Genomic DNA, 18,946 nt, shown 5'->3' on the forward strand with positions numbered 1-18,946 from the left:
TATTTTGGGTGGTGGGATGGACACGAACGCTCCGATTAAGGTTTACATGACGAGAAAGCTCATCGGCGTTGAGCCGGACGATAGCATAAAGCGGGCCTGCGAGGTTATGGTGGAGTTCGACATCGGTTCTCTAGTCGTCGTTGAGAAGGGCAAGGTCGTCGGCTTCTTCACGAAGAGCGACGTAATAAGGCGCGTCGTCATTCCGGGACTCCCGAACACAACACCCGTGAGGGAGATCATGAGCGGGGAGCTGATAACGGTTGACTCGAACACCCCCCTCAGGGAAGTCCTGGACCTGATGGCGAAGAAGGGCATCAAGCACATGCTCATCGAGGAGGAGGGTGAGATAGTCGGGATATTCAGCCTGAGCGACCTCCTCACCGCCAGCAGGAGAAGACTTGAGACAGCCATAGCGGCTGAGTGATGGCCATGATAAGGATAGCCCACATAAGCGACACCCACATAACGGGCGAGAGCGCCTACAAGGGATACGCCTACGACCTCATAGTCAACGAAATAAACAGGGGAGACTTCGACTTCGTCATCCATACGGGCGACGTGACCAACCAGGGACTGCGCGAGGAGTACGAGAGGGCCGCCTACGAACTCAGGAAAATCCAGAAGCCTCTGGTTGTTATTCCGGGCAACCACGACGTCAGAAACGTCGGCTATACGCTCTTTGAGCGATTTATCGGGCCGCTGAACGGCGTCTTTGAGTTCGACGACGGCGTCGTGATATGGGTGGACTCCACGATTCCGGACTTAAGCGATGGCCGCGTTGGCGGCCACAAGTTCAGATGGCTAAAGAAAAAGCTTGAGGAGTACTCTGACAGGAAATTCAAGATAGTTGCCGCCCACCACCACCTCGTGCCACTCCCGGACACGGGACGGGAAAGGAACGTGCTCTTTAACGCCGGAGACGTTCTCGACCTTCTCCTCAGGCATGAGGTCAACCTCTACACCTGCGGCCACAAGCACGTTCCCAACGTCTACCGCATCGAGGACATGGTGGTGGACAACGCAGGCTGCACCTCGTGCAGAAAAACCCGTAAGGGCGACGTCAACAGCTACAACGTCATAACCCTCCACGATGATGGAAGGATAGAGGTGAGGATAAAGCGCGTTACCGGGGAGCAGATAATCAAGGAGCACCGGCCGGTGAAGCCAAAGCTCTTCGTCCCGAGGGGTAAAAGGCTCCTCAGGATAGTTCAGATGAGCGAGAGCAACGTCTCGGACAGGATGTACTTCAGGCGCAAGGTTCTGGAGAACGCCCTCAGGACCATAAACGAGAAGCTCAAGCCGGACATAGTGCTCCACTGCGGTGACGTCGTCGATATGGGGATAGAGCGCTACTACGAGAGGGCCTACGAGTTCTATGAGAGGATAAAGGCGGAAAAGCTGGTCGTCCCGGGCCATAACGACATAACCTACCTGGGCTACGACCTGTTCCTGGAGTACTTCGGCGAGCCGGAGATAAAGGAACTGGAGGGCTTCACATTCATCCCGGTCATAAGCGCCCAGTACGAGACGCCCATAGGCGTCGTGGGGAGGATAGGTCAGAGAAAACTCGCCGTGCGCCTCGAAGAGTACCGGGAGAGCTTCACCGTCGTCGTAATGCACCACAACATAGTCCCCATACCCAGAAGCAGGGAGGTCGGCTTCCTGGAGGATGCGGGCGACGTTCTCCGCGTCATCACCAGACGGGAAGCGAACCTCGTTCTGACCGGCCACGGCGGCAACTCCTTCGGAATCAAAGTCGAGAAAACGCCCATCGTCAACGCGGGCTCCATAAGCTGGGAACTCCACAGAAATCCGTACGGGAACACATTCAACGTGATAGACGTCTACCGGGACATGGTGGTCGTCTTCGAGGTCCAGGCAACGTGGGGCTCCGGAAGGCTCGTTGGGATATGGAAGATAAAGGCACCGTTCAGTCCCTCACCTTCGCTTCCATCCTCTCCATGAGCCTCTCCATTATGTCTTCCATTATCGCGTTGACCGTTTTCTCAAGCTCGACGTTGTTTATAACGGGGATTCCGTATTCCTTTGCCCTCTCAACGATGAACTCTTGTATCTCAATTATCGCGTCGAGGTGCTCCAGGTAGTAGTCGGCCGGCCTCTTGCTGTATCGCGCCCTCTCGTAGAACCTCGCCTCCAGGTCCTTCCTCCCGCTGACCGTTATCACGTACATGAAGCTGTTCTCCTTGAGCTCTACATAGCCGGGGACGAGATGAATGCCCTCGATTATCGCGTTGAATCCCTCCTTGTAGGCCCTGTCGAGAACGGCCGCGATGCCAACAGATACATGCTCAACCTGGTTTTTGAAGCCCTTTATGAGGGGGGACTCCTCCCCCCTGCCCTGCGGCACCGCCTTCCAGGCCATGAACGACGAGGTGTGTATGTCCGGAAGGAGCTCCGGCGCGATTATCTTCCTCATGACCTCCCTTATCGTGTCTGTGCCTATGACGCTCCTTATACCGAGGCGGAAGGCCAGCTCGGTGGCTATCGTCGACTTTCCGACGCCGGTCGCGCCACCGAGGAGTATGGTTATGGGAATCTTAAGCCTCCGGAGCTGGCGCCAGAAGAGATAGCGCTTCGCGGCCTCACCCAGTCCGTGCTCGATGAGCTTTCTGTACGTCAGCGCCCTTATCTCCTCCGTGGTTACCAGCTTGCGCCTCTCCTCGTTGAGCTCCTTCTGAACCTCCGTCGCGATGATGTAGGCTATACCCACCTCAACGCCGGCGAGGGTTATGGAGCGCGTTAGGATGCCCCTTGAAAAGGGCAGGCGTATCTTTCTCTCGGGGTCGGTGACGATTATCATCCCCCTCCCTCCAGAATCGAACGTCCCAGCCTTAGAACAGCCTCCCGCAGGTCCTTGCCGTCCACGTTGACCGGCTCGTTGTCCAGATAGATGACCTCTATCCCCCGCTCCAACGCCCATCTCGTAACGACGTCAACGGCGGCAGCTTTGAGCTCAACCGCAACCGCATCTATCCCACTGAAGGCTTCTAGGTCCCTCATGAGCGGACCCCTCTTGGAAAGGTTGGCCGAGGCGCATACTATCTCCGCTCCCAGCTTTTCAAGCCATTCTCCTGCCCTTGGGAGGGCATCGCCGGATGTCATGACGAGGCCGAGCCTCTTCCCCGAAACGTCCCCCAGGGGCCTCGAGCGCAGGGTCGTGAAATGAACGTCCGCGTCAGGATTTACCGACCTCACAGCCTCTTTCAGCGCCCTGAGGCGCCCCTCGCTCACGGAGTCTGCCATGGTGACGACGACTATGTCCGCGAGGCTCACCCTGAAGGGGCCGAAGTAGCCCTTTATGAAGTCCAGTTTCTGCTTCGCGCTGGTTATCAGGATGTAACCGTCGGCGCGGTAGGCCGGGAATGTCGCCCCGCTGCCCTCGAGAATTATGAGGTCGTTGGGAAGGCTCTCTGCCAGCCTTATCCCCTCGTCTATCACGTCGAAGAACGAAAATCCCGCCATGCCTCCCCCGCAGCGGCGGCAGCCTATGGTCGTCACGCGCGAAGTTAGGGCGTCCTCGAAGTGATCCGATGCGGCGTGCTTCCCGCTTTCGGCGAGCCTGAGGAGAAACTCCGGGGTTATCTCGAACTTGTCTCCCTCTATCAGCTCCGGTTCGGCCGGACCTCCACGTCCCATCGTCACTATCACCGGCCTCGCTATCTCCTTGAGGGTTCTCGCTATGAATCCGCTCACGGCGGTCTTTCCGACCCTCTTTCCAGTCCCGATGACCGCCACACTGGGCTTCCGCGTCCTCTTGAGCCGGCGCGGTGTGAAGTAAAAATCTGCCCCCCTGTAAGGGACGCCGTAGAGCATGCAGAGCGAGGCTATCCTGAACCTGTCCTCGTAATCTAACACCGGTTCATCGCTCAAATCAACAACCTCGGTTATCTCGTTCTCCTCGAGGGCCCTTCTGAGGGATGAAAGGTAATCGCTACCGCGGTACACAACAACGCCGAGCTTCCGCTCTATCTCGCCAACGTCCCCAATCTTCTCACTCCCGCCGAGAAAAACGGCACAGCAGACATCACCCAGCTTTCTCACCGCCCAAGCGGTGACATCGGGGTAATGCTCGCCGTCAATCAGGACGAGCCTTCCCTTTCCCATAACACCACCGTTAACATCTAAGCTCTAGGTGGATTTAACCTTTTGCCGAGACTCCGGAATGGACACCACTGGATTAGGGGTAGGACGCACATCGCCCCAGGAACCGTAGGAAGGGTTATAAACCCCGGAGGGGTAAAATAAATGGCAATCGCCTGAGGGCGGTGCCTGAGATGGAGGTGTGTGGAAATGGCTGAGCTGATAGTTAAGTCCAAGGTTAAGGAGGCCGTCAAGGCCATAGAGCCCGAGATGAGGGTTAACCCAGAGTTCTACGAGGCCCTTGAGGCCGAGATCAAGGCTCTCATCGAGAAGGCCGTCAAGAGGGCCAAGGACGAGGGCAAGAAGACCCTCTACCCGAGGCACGTCTGATTTCTCCCCTTCTTTTTCCTTGTGTTGACGCCGATGCCCTTTTATTCTCCCCCACCTAATCCCTACGGTGGTATCATGGCACTAAGGAAACTAGGCGATTCGGCCTACCTCTACCCCGGAAGCCCCTCAACCCTCATCAGGGTGGTCGAAGGGGGCGCTGTCATCGTTGACCCCGGTCACGGGAGCGGGAGGCACAAAGACCTCAGGAGAGAGGTCAGAAAGCTTGGGCTCGAGATAAAAGCCCAGCTCGCAACGCACGGTCACGCGGACCACATCGCGGTGGCGCCCAGGATAGACGCGCCCCTCTTCATGCACCGGTTCGAGTTCTCGGTTGCCGAGAGCCCGCTCAACAGGGAGCTTCTCACCTTCGGCTCGAAGGCACCGGAGGGGTTCCTCGTCTTCCAGTTCCCGGAGGAGGTTAAAGTTCACGCCGTCTTCGAGTGGAGTGACGAACCCTTCGGCCTGAAGGCGGTCAAGTTGAACGGCCATTCGCCGGGAATGACGGGCTTTCTGGACGAGGAGAACGGCATCCTCTACGCAGGGGATGCTTTCTTCGGGGAGAGGGTAATAGAAGCGGTTGGACTGCCCTACCTGGTCGATCCAGAACTATTTAAAGCTTCAATTAAAGAATTGCAGAATTATGCAGAGAAGGGCTTCCTGCTCATACCCTCCCACGGAAAGGCCGTGAAGGATGAGGAGGCGCTCGAACTGCTCGACTTCAATCTCAACCGCGTCGAAGAGATGGAGAACCTCATCATAGAACTCCTCAAAAACCCAATGAGCATCGACGAGCTGGCCTTCAAAATCATGGGGCATTATGGGGTCGAGGTGACACCCCAAAAACTCGCCCTCAACCTCGTCCCGCTGAGGGCCTTCATAGCGACGCTGTACAACGAGGGGAGGATCGAGGCAACGGTTGACAAGGGGCTGAAATGGAAGCTTAGGGGGGACTGAGCTACTCGTCCCCATCGGGGTAGCAGAGGTACCGGTAGGGGCAGAACCTGCAGGTGAAGTCGTTCCAGCCCTTCGGGGGCTTTCCTTTCTCGTACGCACGCTTAACGGAGTAGAAGTGCCTCAGCGTCTCCCGGAAGAGCTTGCCGTCGTAGGGAACCTCGAAGGCCCTGAAGTTCGGCCCCCTGACGATGGGAAAACGGGAGAAGTCTATCTTGTTGATGACCTTCATCGGCTCCTCGTGGAGCTTGATGTAGTAGAGATAGCCGTACTCCGCCTCGGCCCAGCGAAGGTACACGTTGAGTTGGGCAAGGTGGTAGTCGTAGGGGTTCCGCGGAAGGCTCGTCTTCCCCTTGATTTCGATGGGGAAATCCCTTATGGCATCCACCCTCCCGTGTATCTCGAAGCCCAAGCGGGAGGAGCGCAGGATCATGCGCTTCTCAAGCTCAAAGCCGAAACGTTTCTGCAGAATCTCGCCGAGGACATTGTGGGTGTTTATTCCCTGGTTAAGCCTCACCTTAACGAACTCCGGCCACCTCTCGGGATAACCCTTGAGCCGGAAGTATATCCTCCTGGGACAGGTTAGAGCCTCGCTGGCGTAAAACTCTATGAGTTCATCACCTTCATCGTGACCGTTGTTGCTCATAGTTTTCCCTCCAGAGACGGGGCGGGTCATCGGCCCGCGAACCTCGCCGCCCCTGCGTCAGCTAATACCGACGTCATCACCCATCAGACTGGGCAAGGGTCGTCATCCGCTTGGAGAGTTAAGTCTAACCCACCATTTAAATCTTTGGGGAAAGAAGACCGGAATTAAAAGGGGAATAAAATCAGAGTATGGTGCCCTTCTTCCTCTTGAGCGAGTAGCTGAGGCCGTACGCGGGCCAGAGGCTCGGCGGCTGCTCGTAGTGGTGCAGGTTGCGGAGTATTTTCTCCGCGGCTTTCCTGTTCTTTGCCCTGACGCGCAGGACTCCGTCCTCAAGCTCGACGGTTCCGTTCGAGAGCCTGAGGGTGAGCTTCGAACCGTTCACCTCTGGACGGGCCTTCATTAAAAGCTGCCTGTAGTCCTCGTACGCCTCCCGACTCAGTTTCTGCTCAAGAAGGGCGGGTTTTTCACGTGACTTAAACAGACGGGAAAACCAACTACTTGAGGGCTCATCATCCATACTCCTCATCGACCTCCGGAGGATTTCTCGCTTTAAATTCGTTCTCCAGGTTTTTAAGGCTTTCTCCTCGCTTTTTGCCGAAATGACGGGAGAAGGCTTTTTAAAGTTTCCGGGCTGAGTAAGGCCGATGAGGAAGACGCAACTGATAAAGCCGCGCATCAGGGAGATACTCTCGAAGGAGCTCCCCGGGGAGCTAGTTGAAATGCTCCCGAAGCACTGGGTTCGGATAGGCGACGTTCTGATTCTGCCTCTCAGGCCCGAACTCGAACCCTACAAGGGCAGAATAGCCGAGGTCTACGCGGAAGTCCTCGGCGTCAAGACAGTCCTGAGGAAGGGCCGCATAGGCGGCGAGTTCAGGGAGACGAACTACGAGGTTCTCTACGGAAGCGACACGGTGACGGTTCACGTCGAGAACGGGATAAGGTACAAGCTGGACGTGGCAAGGATAATGTTCTCGCCGGCCAACGTCAAGGAGCGCGTAAGGATGGCGAAGATCGCCAAACCAGGCGAGCTGGTCGTGGACATGTTCGCGGGAATCGGGCACCTCAGCCTCCCCATGGCCATCCACGGAATGGCCCGGGTGATAGCCATAGAGAAGAGTCCTTACACGTTCAGGTTCCTCGTTGAGAACATCGAGCTGAACCGGGTTCAAGACAGGATGACGGCCTACAACATCGACAACCGGGATTTTCCGGGAGAGAACATAGCCGACCGCGTTCTGATGGGCTACGTCGTAACGACCCACGAGTTCATACCAAAGGCGCTGAGCATAGCGAAGGACGAGGCGGTAATCCACTACCACAACACCGTGCCCGAGAGGCTGATGCCGAGGGAGCCCTTCAGGACGTTCCAGAGAATCGCAAGGGAGCACGGCTACGAGGCCGAGAAGCTCAACGAACTGGTAATCAAGCGCTACGCCCCTGGCGTCTGGCACGTCGTCGTTGACGTGAGGGTTTTCAAGAAATGAGCTATTCTTCTCCACCCCACAGGGGTTCCCAGTCGTCGCATACGAAGTTCATGTGGACGGTCTTCATGTGCCTCCTGCATATCCCCTGCGTCGGGAAGTAGGAGTCTATAGCACCGAACCAGCGGCAGTTCCTGCAGGACTTGAGCCGGTCATCCATTCAGTTCACCGATGAAGGTTTTCGCGCCACCACATAAACCTTTGGGCACTCAGGCCGCCTTCAGTTAACAGATGAACTTAACTTAAGATGACTAGTGAAACGCTTCCTTTTGCGAAGGCCTTATATCCTCCAACCCGAAAATCTTTCGAGGTGATTCTGATATGGAGGCGAAAGGTGGTTACTGGGGCAAGATTCTGAGGGTCAACCTGACGACCCACGAGGTCAAGGTGGAGCCCCTGCCGGAGGAGTTCCCACGGAAGTACCTCGGCGGCGTTGGCTTCGGTACCAGGCTTCTCTACGATGAGGTTCCAGCCGGGGCGGACCCCCTCGGACCGGAGAACAAGATGATAATCACCCCCGGCCTGTTCGTTGCCACGGGAATCGGAACCGGTTCGAAGACGGCGTTCAACTTCAAGAGCCCGCTCACCGGAGGTTACGGCCGCTCGATGGCCGGTGCCAAGATGGGTGAGGAGCTCAAGAAGGCCGGCTACGATGTTCTGATAATCGAGGGCCAGAGCGAAGAGCCCGTTATGGTTATAATCGAGAACGACGATGCTAAGATAGTCCCAGCCGAGGGCTACTGGGGCCTCACCACCGGCGAGGCCAGGAAGAAGGCGAAGGAGGAGTACCCTGGATTCTCCACTGCTTTCATCGGCCCGGCCGGTGAGAACCTCAGCAGGATAGCTACGATAGAGACCGACGACAGGCAGGCAGGTAGGGGCGGTCCCGGAGCCGTCCTCGGAAGCAAGAAGCTCAAGGGAATCCTCGTCAAGGGAACCAAGAAGATACCGATCGCCGAGCCGGAAAAGCTCCGCGAGCTCATCAAGGAGTGGGCCATGGTCTTTAAGGACCACCCGGCCACCAAGGCTGACATGGACTACGGAAGCGGTGAGTTCCTCGACTGGATGAACCGCGAGCGCGGAACCTTCCCGGTCAGGAACTGGCAGATGGGCTTCTTCAAGAAGGCCTACGAGAAGGCCAAGGAGGAGGGAAGGGAGCACATCGGAATCGATCCGTACTTCTGGGCGCCGAAGTACCGCGTTGGAAGGAAGCCGTGCCCGCTCTGTAACAAGCCGTGCAGCCAGTACATCAAGGTCGAGAGCGAGCGCTGGGGCACCTTCCTGACCGACGGTCCCGAGTACGAGACCCTCTACTCATTCGGCGGTGTTCTCGAGCTCGACGACTTCGAGACGGTGGCTTACCTCAACTACCTCGCCGACGAGCTCGGTCTCGACACCATCTCGGCCGGTGTCACCATCGCCTGGGCCATGGAGGCCTACGAGAGGGGCCTCCTCAGCAAGGAAGACGCCGACGGCCTCGAGCTCACCTTCGGCAACGGAGAAGCTGCCGTCGAGGCCCTCAAAAAGATGGCCTACCGCGAGGGCAACCTCGGAAAGCTCCTCGCAGATGGTGTCAAGAGAGCCAGCGAGAGGCTCGGCAAGGGCAGCGAGAAGTTCGCCATGCACGTCAAGGGCATGGAGCCTCCAGCGTATGATGTCCGCGGCATAAAGGGAATGGCCCTTGCATTTGCCGTCAACGTCCGCGGCGCGGACCACCTGACCAGCGGCGCCTACGGAACCGAGCTGGTCGGCAGGTGGTGGAAGTTCGACGGCGTCGACAGGACCAAGGGCGAGAACAAGGGATTCGAGATCGCCTTCCACGAGAACCTCATGGCGGTCTACGACGCCACAGGCGTCTGTAAGTTCTCGAGGCACATGTACTTCCTCGAGGGCTTCCCGCCGCTCGTCGAGGCCGTCACCGGCATGAACATCGGCGAGGCCGAACTGATGGTCATCGGCGAGAGGATAATGAACATCGCCAGGGCCTTCAACGTCCGCGAGGGCTTCAGCAGGAAGGACGACACGCTCCCGTACAGAATCATGTGGGAGCCGATCCCGGAGGGAGTCAGCAAGGGCCTCCACGTTCCGCCTTGGGAGCTCGACAGGATGCTCGACGAGTACTACCAGGCGAGGGGCTGGAGCAGGGACGGAATCCCGACCAAGGTCAAGCTCATCGCCCTCGACCTCCCGGACATCGCCGAGGACATCGGGGCTGGTATTTGAAGCCCTCCTCTCACTTTTCTGTTTATGCACAATTGACCAAAAGAGGCGTTCTTTTCCATGAACAGCTGAGAAATGTCAGCGTGCACTCTAACACCAGAATATAAGGGGGCGTGGGGACGTTAGCCCCCCGGAGGATTAAGGAATAAGGAAGGTGGGGAAACGTAGTTTCCCAGGTTTTTAGAGAAAAAACGGGGTTGTGGGGCGTAGCCCCACTTCGGGGTTAACAAAGCTTGACCCAAGAGTATCTTTCCATAAAGTTGGCAGGAATCAGAGCATGCACTCTGAAATTCGCCTGTGATGAGGGTTTAACTTTAAAACGGGCTATTGAACAGGTTTCACTTTCATCCTGGCGCCCGGAGGACGCCTTGAGTGAATGAAACGCTATTAGATTGGCAATTGGAGGGTAAACCACGTAGAAAACAAGCGTTTTTAGAATTGCACGCACTCTTTCCGTCAACGCTTTCGTTAGAAAGGGTTGTATGGCGCCGGGGCAGGGATTTGAACCCTGGCGGGCTAACGCCCACGGACTCTCCAGGCCCGCGCCTTCCCAGGCTAGGCTACCCCGGCGTAAAAAGGAGGAGAATCATGAGATGAGCTCGATCTCGATGGTAACGTCCTCAGGGACGCGAATGCGCATGATCTGGCGCATGGCCCTTTCGTCGGCCTCGATGTCGACGAGCCTCTTGTGAACGCGGAGCTCAAACTTGTCAAAGGTTGCGGTGCCCTCGCCGTCCGGGCTCTTCCTGGTGGTGATCCTTATCCTCTTGGTCGGAAGCGGTATGGGTCCGCTCATCCTGACGCCGGTCCTCTCGGCTATCTGCTTGATCTGGTCGGTGACCTCGTTGAGGGCCTTAATGTTGGTGCTTGCGAGCTTAATCCTTGCCTTCTGCATTTCAGTCCCTCCTAAGAGTTCAAGGAAGTAAAGGAAAGGTCAGAGAAGGCCTTCACTCGGCCTTCTGAATGGAGATAACCATACCGGCAGCGACGGTCTGGCCCATGTCACGGATGGCGAACCTGCCCATCTGCGGTATCTCCTTGACCGGCTCGATGACCATCGGCTTGGTCGGCCTGAGGACGACGATGGCCGAGTCACCGGTCTTGATGAACTGCGGGTTCTCCTCGACGATGTTACCGGTCCTCGGGTCGAGCTTAGCCAGGAGCTGCTCGAACCTGACGGCGACCTGGAGGGTGTGCGCGTGGAGGACCGGGGTGTAACCGACGGTAATGGCGGTCGGGTGGTTGAGGACGATGATCTGGGCCTTGAAGGTGTCCTTCGGCCTGACAACGGTCGGCGGGTTGGTGGTGTGTCCGGCAACGTCACCGCGCTTTATGTCGTTCTTACCAACGCCACGGACGTTGAATCCGATGTTGTCACCCGGAAGGGCCTCCTGCATGGCCTCGTGGTGCATCTCGATGCTCTTGACCTCACCCTGGATCGGCTTGTGGAAGATTGTGCTGGCCGGCTCGAAGATGACGACGTCGCCGACGCGGAGGACACCGGTCTCGACACGGCCGACCGGGACGGTACCGACACCCTTGATGGAGTAGACGTCCTGGATCGGGATGCGGAGCGGCTTGTCGGTGGGCTTCGGCGGCTCGGGTATCTGGTCGAGGGCGTCGATGAGGGTCGGGCCGTTGTACCAGGGCATGTTCTCGCTCTTCTTAACGACGTTGTCGCCCTCCCAAGCGCTGATCGGGATGATCGGGAAGTCCTTGTAACCGAGCATCATGAGGAGCTTCTTGACCTGCTCAGCGACCTGCTTGAACTTCTTCTCGTCGTAGTTGACCATGTCCATCTTGTTGATGGCGACGATGATGTGGCCGATACCAAGGGTCCTGGCAAGGAAGGCGTGCTCCTTGGTCTGCGGCATGACACCGTCGGTGGCGGCGACGACGAGAACGGCAGCGTCGGCCTGGCTGGCACCGGTGATCATGTTCTTAACGAAGTCTCTGTGGCCCGGAGCGTCGATGATGGTGATGTACTTGTGCGGGGTCTCGAACTTGGTGTGGGCGACGTCAATGGTGATACCCCTCTCGCGCTCCTCCTTGAGCCTGTCCATGACCCAAGCGAACTTGAAGGACTTACCCTTCTCACCCATCTCCTCGAACTTCTTGATGATGTTCTCCGGTATGTTGGCAGTGTCGAAGAGCAGCCTTCCGATGGTGGTGCTCTTTCCGTGGTCGACGTGGCCTATAAAGACGATGTTAACGTGCGGCTTCTCCTTAGCCATTTTCATACACCTCCATATTTTGGTCTAGTCTCGTTGACTAGGATGGCTTTTTAAATCTTTCGAACCTCGGCCCCCTCGGGCGGGAAACCCGCCTTTTCTCGGGGAGGCCTCATGAGTTCCGTCCCTAAGTTACGAAGCGGGTTTAAAAAGTTAACTAATTGGAGTTGGCAGGAATCTGTCAATTTTCAGGGCAAACTCGCAGGTTCAGCTTTCATGGTCAATATCCGCCCCTCAGAGACCACAGCGCCAGTGCCTCGTGTCAACTTACAAAGCCTTTCTCCGGCGAGAATGAACGGGTGAAAGGATAAAGCTAGAATAGAAAAGCTCGGAGGGCGGAAAGCCCTCACTGCTGCGGGCAGACGTCCTGCTCCTTCGGCGGGTTCGGGTCGAGGCCCTTCCTCTGCCTGATCTGCCTGATGATGTTCACAGCGAGCTCTCCCGGAACGCGCTTGAAGCCCGCGTGCTCGGTGCTCCAGAGGGCCCTTCCGCTGGTGGCACCACGGATGGCTCCGGCGAATCCGAACATCTCCGCGACTGGCGCCTCGGCGATGATGATCATAACCTCGCCCTCCTGGCGCATGTCGATGAGCTGGCCGCGCCTCTGGTTGATCTCCCTGCTGACGGCACCCATGTACTCGTAGGGCACGTTGATGATGACCTTCTGGTACGGCTCGTAGAGGATCGGCTGGGCCTTCATCATGGCGCACTGGATGGCGCCCCTGATGGCCGGGTAGATCTGGGCCGGACCGCGGTGGACGTTGTCCTCGTGAATCTTGGCGTCGTGCAGGCGAACCATGACCTTCATGACGGGCTCCCTGGCGAGCGGGCCCTCGTCCATGGCCTGGTGGAATCCGTCAACGAGGAGGTCCATGACCTCGTTGAGGTACTGGATACCCTTGGTGTTGTCGAGGAACAGGTTGCCCTGGTAGATGTCGACGATGCCCTTGGCGACCTCGTAGTCCATGCCGAGCTCGGCGAGCTTCTTGGCGACCTCCTTCGGGTTCTTGGGCCTGCCCTCGGGGATGAGGCCCTCACGGATGGCCTGGTATATCTCGTCCGGAAGCGGCTCGACGGTGATGTAGAACCTGTTGTGCTTGTTCGGGCTCTTTCCTTCGACTATCGGGCTCATCTTGCTGACGCTCTCGCGGTAGACGACGATCGGCGGGGAGACGTCGACGTCGAGCTTCCAGTCCTCCTTGAGCTTAACGAGCTTGACCTCGAGGTGGAGCTCACCCATACCGCTGAGGAGGTGCTGGCCGGTCTCCTCGTCGATCTTGACGTGGAGCGTCGGGTCCTCCTTGGCGAGCTGGCGGAGAGCCTCGATGAGCTTCGGAAGGTCCTTAACGTTCTTGGCCTCAATGGCAACGGTAACGACCGGCTCGCTGGTGTAGTGGAGGGCCTCGAACGGCTCGATCTGCTCCTGGGAGACGGTCTCACCGGCCATTGCATCGCGCAGTCCGGTGACGGCGACTATGTTACCGGCCGGAACGGCCTCCATGTTGACCCTCTCGGGACCCATGTAGATACCGACCTGCTGGATCCTGGCCTTCCTCTTGGCGTTGATGAGGTAGACCTCCTGACCGGTCTTCACGGTACCGCTCCAGACACGGCCGGTTGAAACCTCACCGGCGTGCTTGTCGAGGATGATCTTGGTAACGACCATGACCATCTTACCCTTCGGGTCGCAGCGCATCATGGCCTGACCTATCTCGCTCTCGACGTCGCCCCTCCAGAGGTGCGGGATCCTGTACTTCTGGGCCTCGAGCGGGTTCGGCAGGTGCTTGACGACCATATCGAGAACGACGACGTGGAGCGGGGCCTTCTGCCTGAGGGTCTTGAGGTCTCCGCTGTTGGTGAGCTCGACGATGTCCTTGAAGGAAACGCCGGTCTTCTTCATGTACGGAACGCTGAGGGCCCAGTTGTAGTAAGCTGAACCGAAGGCGACGCTACCGTCCTCAACCTTGACCATCCACTGGCTCTTAAACTCGTCCGGGGCGTACTTCTTGATGAGCCTGTTGACGTCGGTGATTATCTTGGCGAACCTCTGGAGTATCTCGTTCGGGCCGAGCTTGAGCTCCTTGATGAGCCTGTCAACCTTGTTGATGAAGAGAACCGGCTTGACGTACTCCCTCAGGGCCTGCCTGAGAACGGTCTCGGTCTGGGGCATGACTCCCTCAACGGCGTCAACGACGATGATTGCACCGTCGATGGCACGCATGGCTCTCGTAACGTCACCACCGAAGTCGACGTGACCCGGGGTGTCGATGAGGTTGATGAGGTAGTCCTGACCCTCGTAGTTGTGAACCATCGAAACGTTGGCCGCGTTGATGGTGATACCTCTCGCCTGCTCCTGCTCGTCGAAATCGAGGACGAGCTGCTTTCCGGCGAGCTCCTCGCTAATCATTCCAGCGCCGGCGAGCAGATTGTCGCTCAGCGTCGTCTTACCGTGGTCAATATGAGCGGCAATACCCATGTTCCTGATCCTCTCGGGCTGGGTCATGAGCTCTTTGATCTTCGCAACCATCTCTTCCCTTCTTCCCATTTACACCACCTTCTAACCTGATGAGCTTGTTCACCACTCACTTAAAAGGTGCGGTTATAAAGCTTTTCCCGGTTGAGAAGCGGCGGCTCGAGGATACGTTCAAACTACTTAAGGGTTTTGGCGGAAGATGAAAGTCATCTGGCAATGGCTTTGAGAAACTTCTCGGCATGTTCAAAGTCCCCGTCCTTGAGGAACCTCTCGAGGGTCAGGTAGAGCCCGAGTAGCTCGAGATTTTCCCCCGGATTTGAGAGCAGTGCCTTCACCTTGGCCTCCAGTTCTCCCAGGGCCCCCTTCACGGCCTCTTCAGAGTAAGCAGCGTATCTAAGGCCCTTCAGCATTCCGAGGAGCTCCCTTGCTTCGACGGCTGTCTTCTTGTTTTCACTTTTTCTGCCACTCTTCCTCGTAGCAGAACGACCGGTAGAGTGGGACTTTGTAGTTTTCTTCCTGGATATCATCTCCGCTGGAGCGACTGCTTTCAGCGCGTTCACGAACTCCTCGAATTCAGGCACGTCCCCTGCTTTTATATGCTTGGTCGCTTTCTCACCCCTTGCCTTTATCTCTGCTAGCCTCTCTGTGAGTGCGATCGCGGCCTTTACAAAGTGTTCCATTTTCTTTCTTTTGCTCTCTGGAAGGTGCTCATATTCCGTTCTAAGTATGAGCGCAATCGTCGGCGCTGCTTTTTTCAGCTCGTCGAAGGGGGGCAGTACTCTCGAATCTTCCCAGGTTTTTTCAAGTTCGGGGTGCCATACCCATTTTTTCTCAGTCTTTTCATCTCCTATTATTACGTTCACAATTTTCCTGTTCTTTCTGGCCACCTGATATGCTTTGTCTTCTTCCATCTCGTGCGCTAGTGGTAGTCCGAGTAGTTGGAACAGGATCGAGTATTTTATGGCATCCTCTCTTGATGGCGCGTATGCGGTACTAAGCCCCCCACCCTTCTTGGTTATGGCTATTCCGTAGGTGTGTGTATGGTCAAATACCTCTTCGAGAGCCTTCCGATCAGGATTTATCCCCCGCTCTTTTAGAACTTCGGCGAATTCTTTTACCTCTCCGTAGAGCGTGTCCTTTTTGCTGGTTATCTCTGCATCATATACGGGGATTTCCACGATCTCTTTGCCAAACCACCCTTTCTTTTTTTCGATCCTTTCTTTCTTCCGTATCTTTCCCGTGAGGTAGTACATTACCACCGCATCTCACCCGGGAGGCTTATGATACCCGTATGTGGCTCCCCGGTAAAAACACTTTCCCTCATCCAATGAGCCCGGAAACAAAAGAACAGACTGCCTCCTTCACGTCCGCCCTCGCGTAGATTCCCCAGCGCCAGTGGGTGTCCTTCAGCTCGACGAGGGAGCGAACCAGCGGAGAGACATCACTCAGCCGTTTGAGACCATCGCCCACAGCCACGAAGGCGTTCTTCTCCTCGAACTTGGGCTTCGGAGGGTAATCAACCGTAACCAGATGGCCAAACTCGCCCTCCAGCTCATTCTTGAGTTCGAAGACGACCTTCTCGCCCGGGTCATCGCCGCTGTATAGAACACGCTTGTAGAGCCTCCTGTCGTCTATGGCCGCAATGAGTTCGCGAACTTCGCCATTCTCGCTCCCCCTAAGTCGGGCGATCAGATCGACCTCGTCCATGAGGCGAATCTCCTCGAGCGGAATTCCCTCTAGCTCAACCGCCTTTACGAGCATCGAGCTGGCTATCTTCGAAACGTGGTGCTGGTAAACGGTGGGATACATCATGCTCCTCGCGAGGAGGAGGCTCTGTGCGGCCATTACACCCTTCTCCCCGATTATCAACCTCTCACCATCGTAGTGTAGGTTCCTCACGAGCCTGTCAAGGTCAACGAGACCGTAGGCGGCGCCCGTATAGTACGCATCGCGCACGAGGTAATCCATCCTGTCCGCGTCTATGTCGCCGCTCACGAGGGGGTGTTTGAGACGTCTGAGGAACTCTCCGAGGGAGTAGCGCTCCCGTATAACGTCCCCGATTTCGCCGTGCTTTATGAACCACTTCGTGTTCTCCTCGTGCCTTTGGTAGAGAACCTCAAGCGTGTGGCTGAACGGGTAGTGGCCGAGGTCGTGAAGCAGAGCCGCGTAAACCGCACCCTCCTCAATTTCAGGGTTGTATCCAGCTATTCTCTTCGCCAGATAGAAAGTTCCGAGGGAGTGCTCGAAGCGTGTGTGCCTGGCGGAGGGATATGCGAGAAAAGCTAAGCCGAGCTGGGTTATCCTCCTGAGCCTCTGAAACTCGGGCGTGTCCACGAGCCTGAGGGCGAAGTCATCGAGCTCGATGTGGCCGTGTATGGGGTCGTGGACGAGCTTCATTTCCGCCACCAAAAAGTTGTGGAAAATCAGCTCCACGTCTCCGCTATGACGTCGTGCTTGTGGATGCTCTCGTTGCTGATTACGCGCACGTGGATTTTGCCGTTAAAGCGCTCCTTGGCCTTGGCGAATATCTCGCGCGCCACATCCTCAACGAACTTCGGGTTGCGATGCATCCCCTGGACGACGGCGTTCTCGTCTATGGTCTTGAGCAGCGTGTAAGTCGGGTGGCTAAAGGAGCTCTCGACGACGTCTATCATGTCCTCAAGGGCTATCTCCTCGTCGAAGGCCGTCCTTACCTCAAGCTCACCTATCGCCCTCTGGATGTGGGTCTTCCCATCGTTGTTCGCCATTGCGTGCGGGCAGGCAGTGTTGCCTATCACCTTGACGCGGAGAACCTTTCCAAAGGAGCCGTCCTCGTTTTTTATCACGCCCACTTCGACGTCGTAGGGCTCGTAGGTTGTCTTTCCGCTCGCGGGGGTCTGGCGAGGTATTATGAGGTGGGTCTTTATCCAGACCTCGGCACGCCTGTGCGGATGCTTGCCCTCAAGGCGGCGTATAACACACCTGCCGAGCTCCTCAAGGGAGGTGTGGGCTTGCATGACCTCCTCCTCGACCGCCTCGCTCATGGCCTCGGTTATGCTCTCCACGAGCCTGCTCATGTGTATTCCCTTCTTCTCCTCGGGGACGTCGATGGTTATCTCGAAGACGGGCAGGAAGGTGTACACCCTCCCCTTCCAGTTTATTCTCGCCACGGTACGCAGGTTGGTGATTCCAACGCGGTGAAGGCGCTCCCTTATCTCAGGGGTCTCTTCCTGGGTCTCAACGAGCATGAGCATCACCTTTCATCTTGTGTTTAGGGGCTTCTAATTCGACCGCTTTTTAAACCTACCTCAGAAACGTCATAAGCCTCTCGTAGCTCTCCCGTGCGAGTTTAACGTCATCCTCTCTGAGCCTCTCCGCGTACTTGGCCTTCTCGAATATCCTCGTGAGGACGTCGAGGTCTTCCAGGTCGGGAAATATCTCCCGCAGCTTCGCCTCGTGCTCCCAGTGGGTCCAGCTCTTCTGATATGGATAGCCCTTCATCACGAGGCCTGCGACAACGTTCTTGTACATCTTTATGACCCTCTCCGCGGGGGTGCCCTCTATGGAGTCGTAGGTCATCTCCGGCTCGAACCTGACCTCAAAGGGCGTAACAACTCTCTTCCGCCTCTTTACCGTGAGGAGGAACAGGACGAAGACGATGAAGGGGATGAAATAGAATATCCCTGGGAGCTCGCGGAGGGTGACGACGAAGTCGCCTGAGGTGACGTTGTACCAAACCCCGGAGAGGGTTTCCCCCACCTTGCCCCCGTTCACGAGGCTCTCCGGTTTCTTCTCGAAGAGCAGTTTGAGGGCGACGAAAATCGCCAGGAGCGTTATCGCGCCGGCAAGAACGTTGCCCCTCTTGGTCCTTCGCATTCCCCTCTCGAACTTTCCCTCGAGGAGCATCTTCAGAACGTAGCCCGCGGCCGCGAAGAGGAAGAGGTTCGCGAAGAAGAACACCCACTCGAAGTTGAAGACCGTCGTCCCGCCATGGACGGCCGTCCTGCCCAAGAGCATGGAGACGATGAGGAAAGAAGCGAAGAGAGCCAGGTACAGGCTCTTTATTCTCTCCATGACCGGACACCCAGCTGCTCGATCATGTAGTAAACAGTCCGAAGCGGGATGCCCATCCTGGCGCTTATCTCCTTGGGGGGAACGCCGTTCATCAGGAGGTTCTGAACCTCCCGTATGGTGCTCTCATCGTATTTCCGCGGCCTTCCGCGGGGGTAACCCTCGGGAACGAGTTCTATGCCCATCTGGGCGAGGGCGTTGATGGCCTTTTTGGAGACCTTCGGGTAGAGGCTTGGGGGACAGCTTATGCGCCTGACGTTGGGGGCGCGCTCAAGGATTCTCACGAGTATCTCCTTCGTCGGGCGGAGGTTTATGTAGACCTCCGTAACCTCGTCGTTCAGAACCTCGCTGAGCTTCCTTATGAGCTCGGAATTGTTCCGCGCCTTAACCTCCACCCTCATAA

General features: G+C 57.0%; 19 protein-coding genes and 1 tRNA gene. 6 read left to right on the plus strand and 14 right to left on the minus strand.

Annotation, left to right across the window (positions count from 1 at the left end; translation table 11 throughout):
• Positions 1–16 precede the first annotated feature (16 nt).
• Together CDI07_RS04380 and CDI07_RS04385 are read left to right on the plus strand one after the other, a co-directional pair.
• Positions 17–424, plus strand: coding sequence for a cyclic nucleotide-binding/CBS domain-containing protein (locus CDI07_RS04380; RefSeq protein WP_088180448.1), 408 nt, complete (start codon positions 17–19; stop codon positions 422–424).
• A 5-nt stretch (positions 425–429) separates the two neighbouring features.
• On the plus strand, positions 430–1,965 hold the full coding sequence (locus CDI07_RS04385) for a metallophosphoesterase (protein WP_088180449.1): 1,536 nt from the start codon (positions 430–432) through the stop codon (positions 1,963–1,965).
• On the opposite strand, the gene CDI07_RS04390 is transcribed toward CDI07_RS04385, so the two are convergent.
• Both CDI07_RS04390 and CDI07_RS04395 read right to left on the minus strand, forming a co-directional pair.
• The gene (locus tag CDI07_RS04390) at positions 1,931–2,821 is read right to left on the minus strand and encodes a 2-phosphoglycerate kinase (RefSeq protein ID WP_088180450.1); all 891 of its coding nucleotides are present in this window, start codon (positions 2,819–2,821) and stop codon (positions 1,931–1,933) included. The genes CDI07_RS04385 and CDI07_RS04390 overlap by 35 nt on opposite strands.
• On the minus strand, positions 2,818–4,125 hold the full coding sequence (locus tag CDI07_RS04395) for a 2,3-diphosphoglycerate synthetase (protein ID WP_088180451.1): 1,308 nt from the start codon (positions 4,123–4,125) through the stop codon (positions 2,818–2,820). Before CDI07_RS04395 ends, CDI07_RS04390 begins: the two co-directional genes overlap by 4 nt.
• A gap of 186 nt (positions 4,126–4,311) precedes the next feature.
• Between CDI07_RS04395 and CDI07_RS04400 the strand changes: the two genes are divergently transcribed.
• Together CDI07_RS04400 and CDI07_RS04405 are read left to right on the plus strand one after the other, a co-directional pair.
• Positions 4,312–4,491, plus strand: coding sequence for a hypothetical protein (locus CDI07_RS04400; RefSeq protein ID WP_055429436.1), 180 nt, complete (start codon positions 4,312–4,314; stop codon positions 4,489–4,491).
• 75 nt (positions 4,492–4,566) lie between these two features.
• On the plus strand, positions 4,567–5,445 hold the full coding sequence (locus CDI07_RS04405) for an MBL fold metallo-hydrolase (RefSeq protein WP_088180452.1): 879 nt from the start codon (positions 4,567–4,569) through the stop codon (positions 5,443–5,445).
• A 1-nt stretch (position 5,446) separates the two neighbouring features.
• On the opposite strand, the gene cas4 is transcribed toward CDI07_RS04405, so the two are convergent.
• Together cas4 and CDI07_RS04415 are read right to left on the minus strand one after the other, a co-directional pair.
• A complete protein-coding gene (gene cas4, locus CDI07_RS04410) occupies positions 5,447–6,088 on the minus strand; it encodes a CRISPR-associated protein Cas4 (protein ID WP_088180453.1) in 642 nt (213 codons plus the stop codon).
• A 181-nt stretch (positions 6,089–6,269) separates the two neighbouring features.
• The gene (locus CDI07_RS04415; RefSeq protein WP_088181541.1) at positions 6,270–6,605 is read right to left on the minus strand and encodes a hypothetical protein; all 336 of its coding nucleotides are present in this window, start codon (positions 6,603–6,605) and stop codon (positions 6,270–6,272) included.
• Between the two features lie 127 nt (positions 6,606–6,732).
• On the opposite strand from CDI07_RS04415, the gene CDI07_RS04420 reads away from it, so the two are divergent.
• On the plus strand, positions 6,733–7,572 hold the full coding sequence (locus CDI07_RS04420; RefSeq protein ID WP_088180454.1) for a class I SAM-dependent methyltransferase family protein: 840 nt from the start codon (positions 6,733–6,735) through the stop codon (positions 7,570–7,572).
• Position 7,573: 1 nt separating this feature from the next.
• Here CDI07_RS04420 and CDI07_RS10170 read toward each other — a convergent pair whose 3' ends face one another.
• Positions 7,574–7,729, minus strand: coding sequence for a hypothetical protein (locus tag CDI07_RS10170; RefSeq protein WP_168169235.1), 156 nt, complete (start codon positions 7,727–7,729; stop codon positions 7,574–7,576).
• A gap of 161 nt (positions 7,730–7,890) precedes the next feature.
• Between CDI07_RS10170 and CDI07_RS04425 the strand changes: the two genes are divergently transcribed.
• Entirely contained in the window at positions 7,891–9,792 is a 1,902-nt protein-coding gene (locus CDI07_RS04425) for an aldehyde ferredoxin oxidoreductase family protein (RefSeq protein WP_088180455.1), read from the plus strand.
• Between the two features lie 480 nt (positions 9,793–10,272).
• Here CDI07_RS04425 and CDI07_RS04430 read toward each other — a convergent pair.
• From CDI07_RS04430 to CDI07_RS04470, 9 genes are all read right to left on the minus strand, one after another.
• A tRNA-Ser gene (locus CDI07_RS04430) sits at positions 10,273–10,359 on the minus strand.
• Positions 10,360–10,375: 16 nt separating this feature from the next.
• Positions 10,376–10,684: a 30S ribosomal protein S10 gene (gene rpsJ, locus CDI07_RS04435; RefSeq protein ID WP_055429342.1), complete on the minus strand. Its 309-nt coding sequence runs from the start codon at positions 10,682–10,684 to the stop codon at positions 10,376–10,378.
• A gap of 52 nt (positions 10,685–10,736) precedes the next feature.
• Positions 10,737–12,023, minus strand: coding sequence for a translation elongation factor EF-1 subunit alpha (tuf, locus tag CDI07_RS04440; protein ID WP_088181542.1), 1,287 nt, complete (start codon positions 12,021–12,023; stop codon positions 10,737–10,739).
• A 343-nt stretch (positions 12,024–12,366) separates the two neighbouring features.
• On the minus strand, positions 12,367–14,565 hold the full coding sequence (locus CDI07_RS04445) for an elongation factor EF-2 (protein ID WP_088180456.1): 2,199 nt from the start codon (positions 14,563–14,565) through the stop codon (positions 12,367–12,369).
• Between the two features lie 134 nt (positions 14,566–14,699).
• Complete coding sequence (locus tag CDI07_RS04450) at positions 14,700–15,752, minus strand: hypothetical protein (RefSeq protein WP_145954973.1); 1,053 nt, start codon at positions 15,750–15,752, stop codon at positions 14,700–14,702.
• 61 nt (positions 15,753–15,813) lie between these two features.
• A complete protein-coding gene (locus tag CDI07_RS04455; RefSeq protein ID WP_088180458.1) occupies positions 15,814–16,890 on the minus strand; it encodes an HD domain-containing protein in 1,077 nt (358 codons plus the stop codon).
• Positions 16,891–16,916: 26 nt separating this feature from the next.
• Positions 16,917–17,720: a GTP cyclohydrolase IV gene (locus CDI07_RS04460; RefSeq protein ID WP_088180459.1), complete on the minus strand. Its 804-nt coding sequence runs from the start codon at positions 17,718–17,720 to the stop codon at positions 16,917–16,919.
• Positions 17,721–17,775: 55 nt separating this feature from the next.
• Positions 17,776–18,546, minus strand: a complete 771-nt coding sequence (locus CDI07_RS04465) for a DUF4129 domain-containing protein (RefSeq protein WP_088180460.1) — start codon at positions 18,544–18,546, stop codon at positions 17,776–17,778.
• Positions 18,534–18,944 carry a DUF1699 family protein gene (locus CDI07_RS04470; RefSeq protein WP_088180461.1) on the minus strand — a complete coding sequence of 137 codons (411 nt, stop codon included), beginning with the start codon at positions 18,942–18,944 and terminating at the stop codon, positions 18,534–18,536. The genes CDI07_RS04465 and CDI07_RS04470 overlap by 13 nt, the downstream gene beginning before the upstream one ends.
• Positions 18,945–18,946 lie beyond the last annotated feature (2 nt).

Source organism: Thermococcus sp. 5-4, assembly GCF_002197185.1.
Taxonomy (GTDB): Archaea; Methanobacteriota_B; Thermococci; order Thermococcales; family Thermococcaceae; genus Thermococcus; species Thermococcus radiotolerans.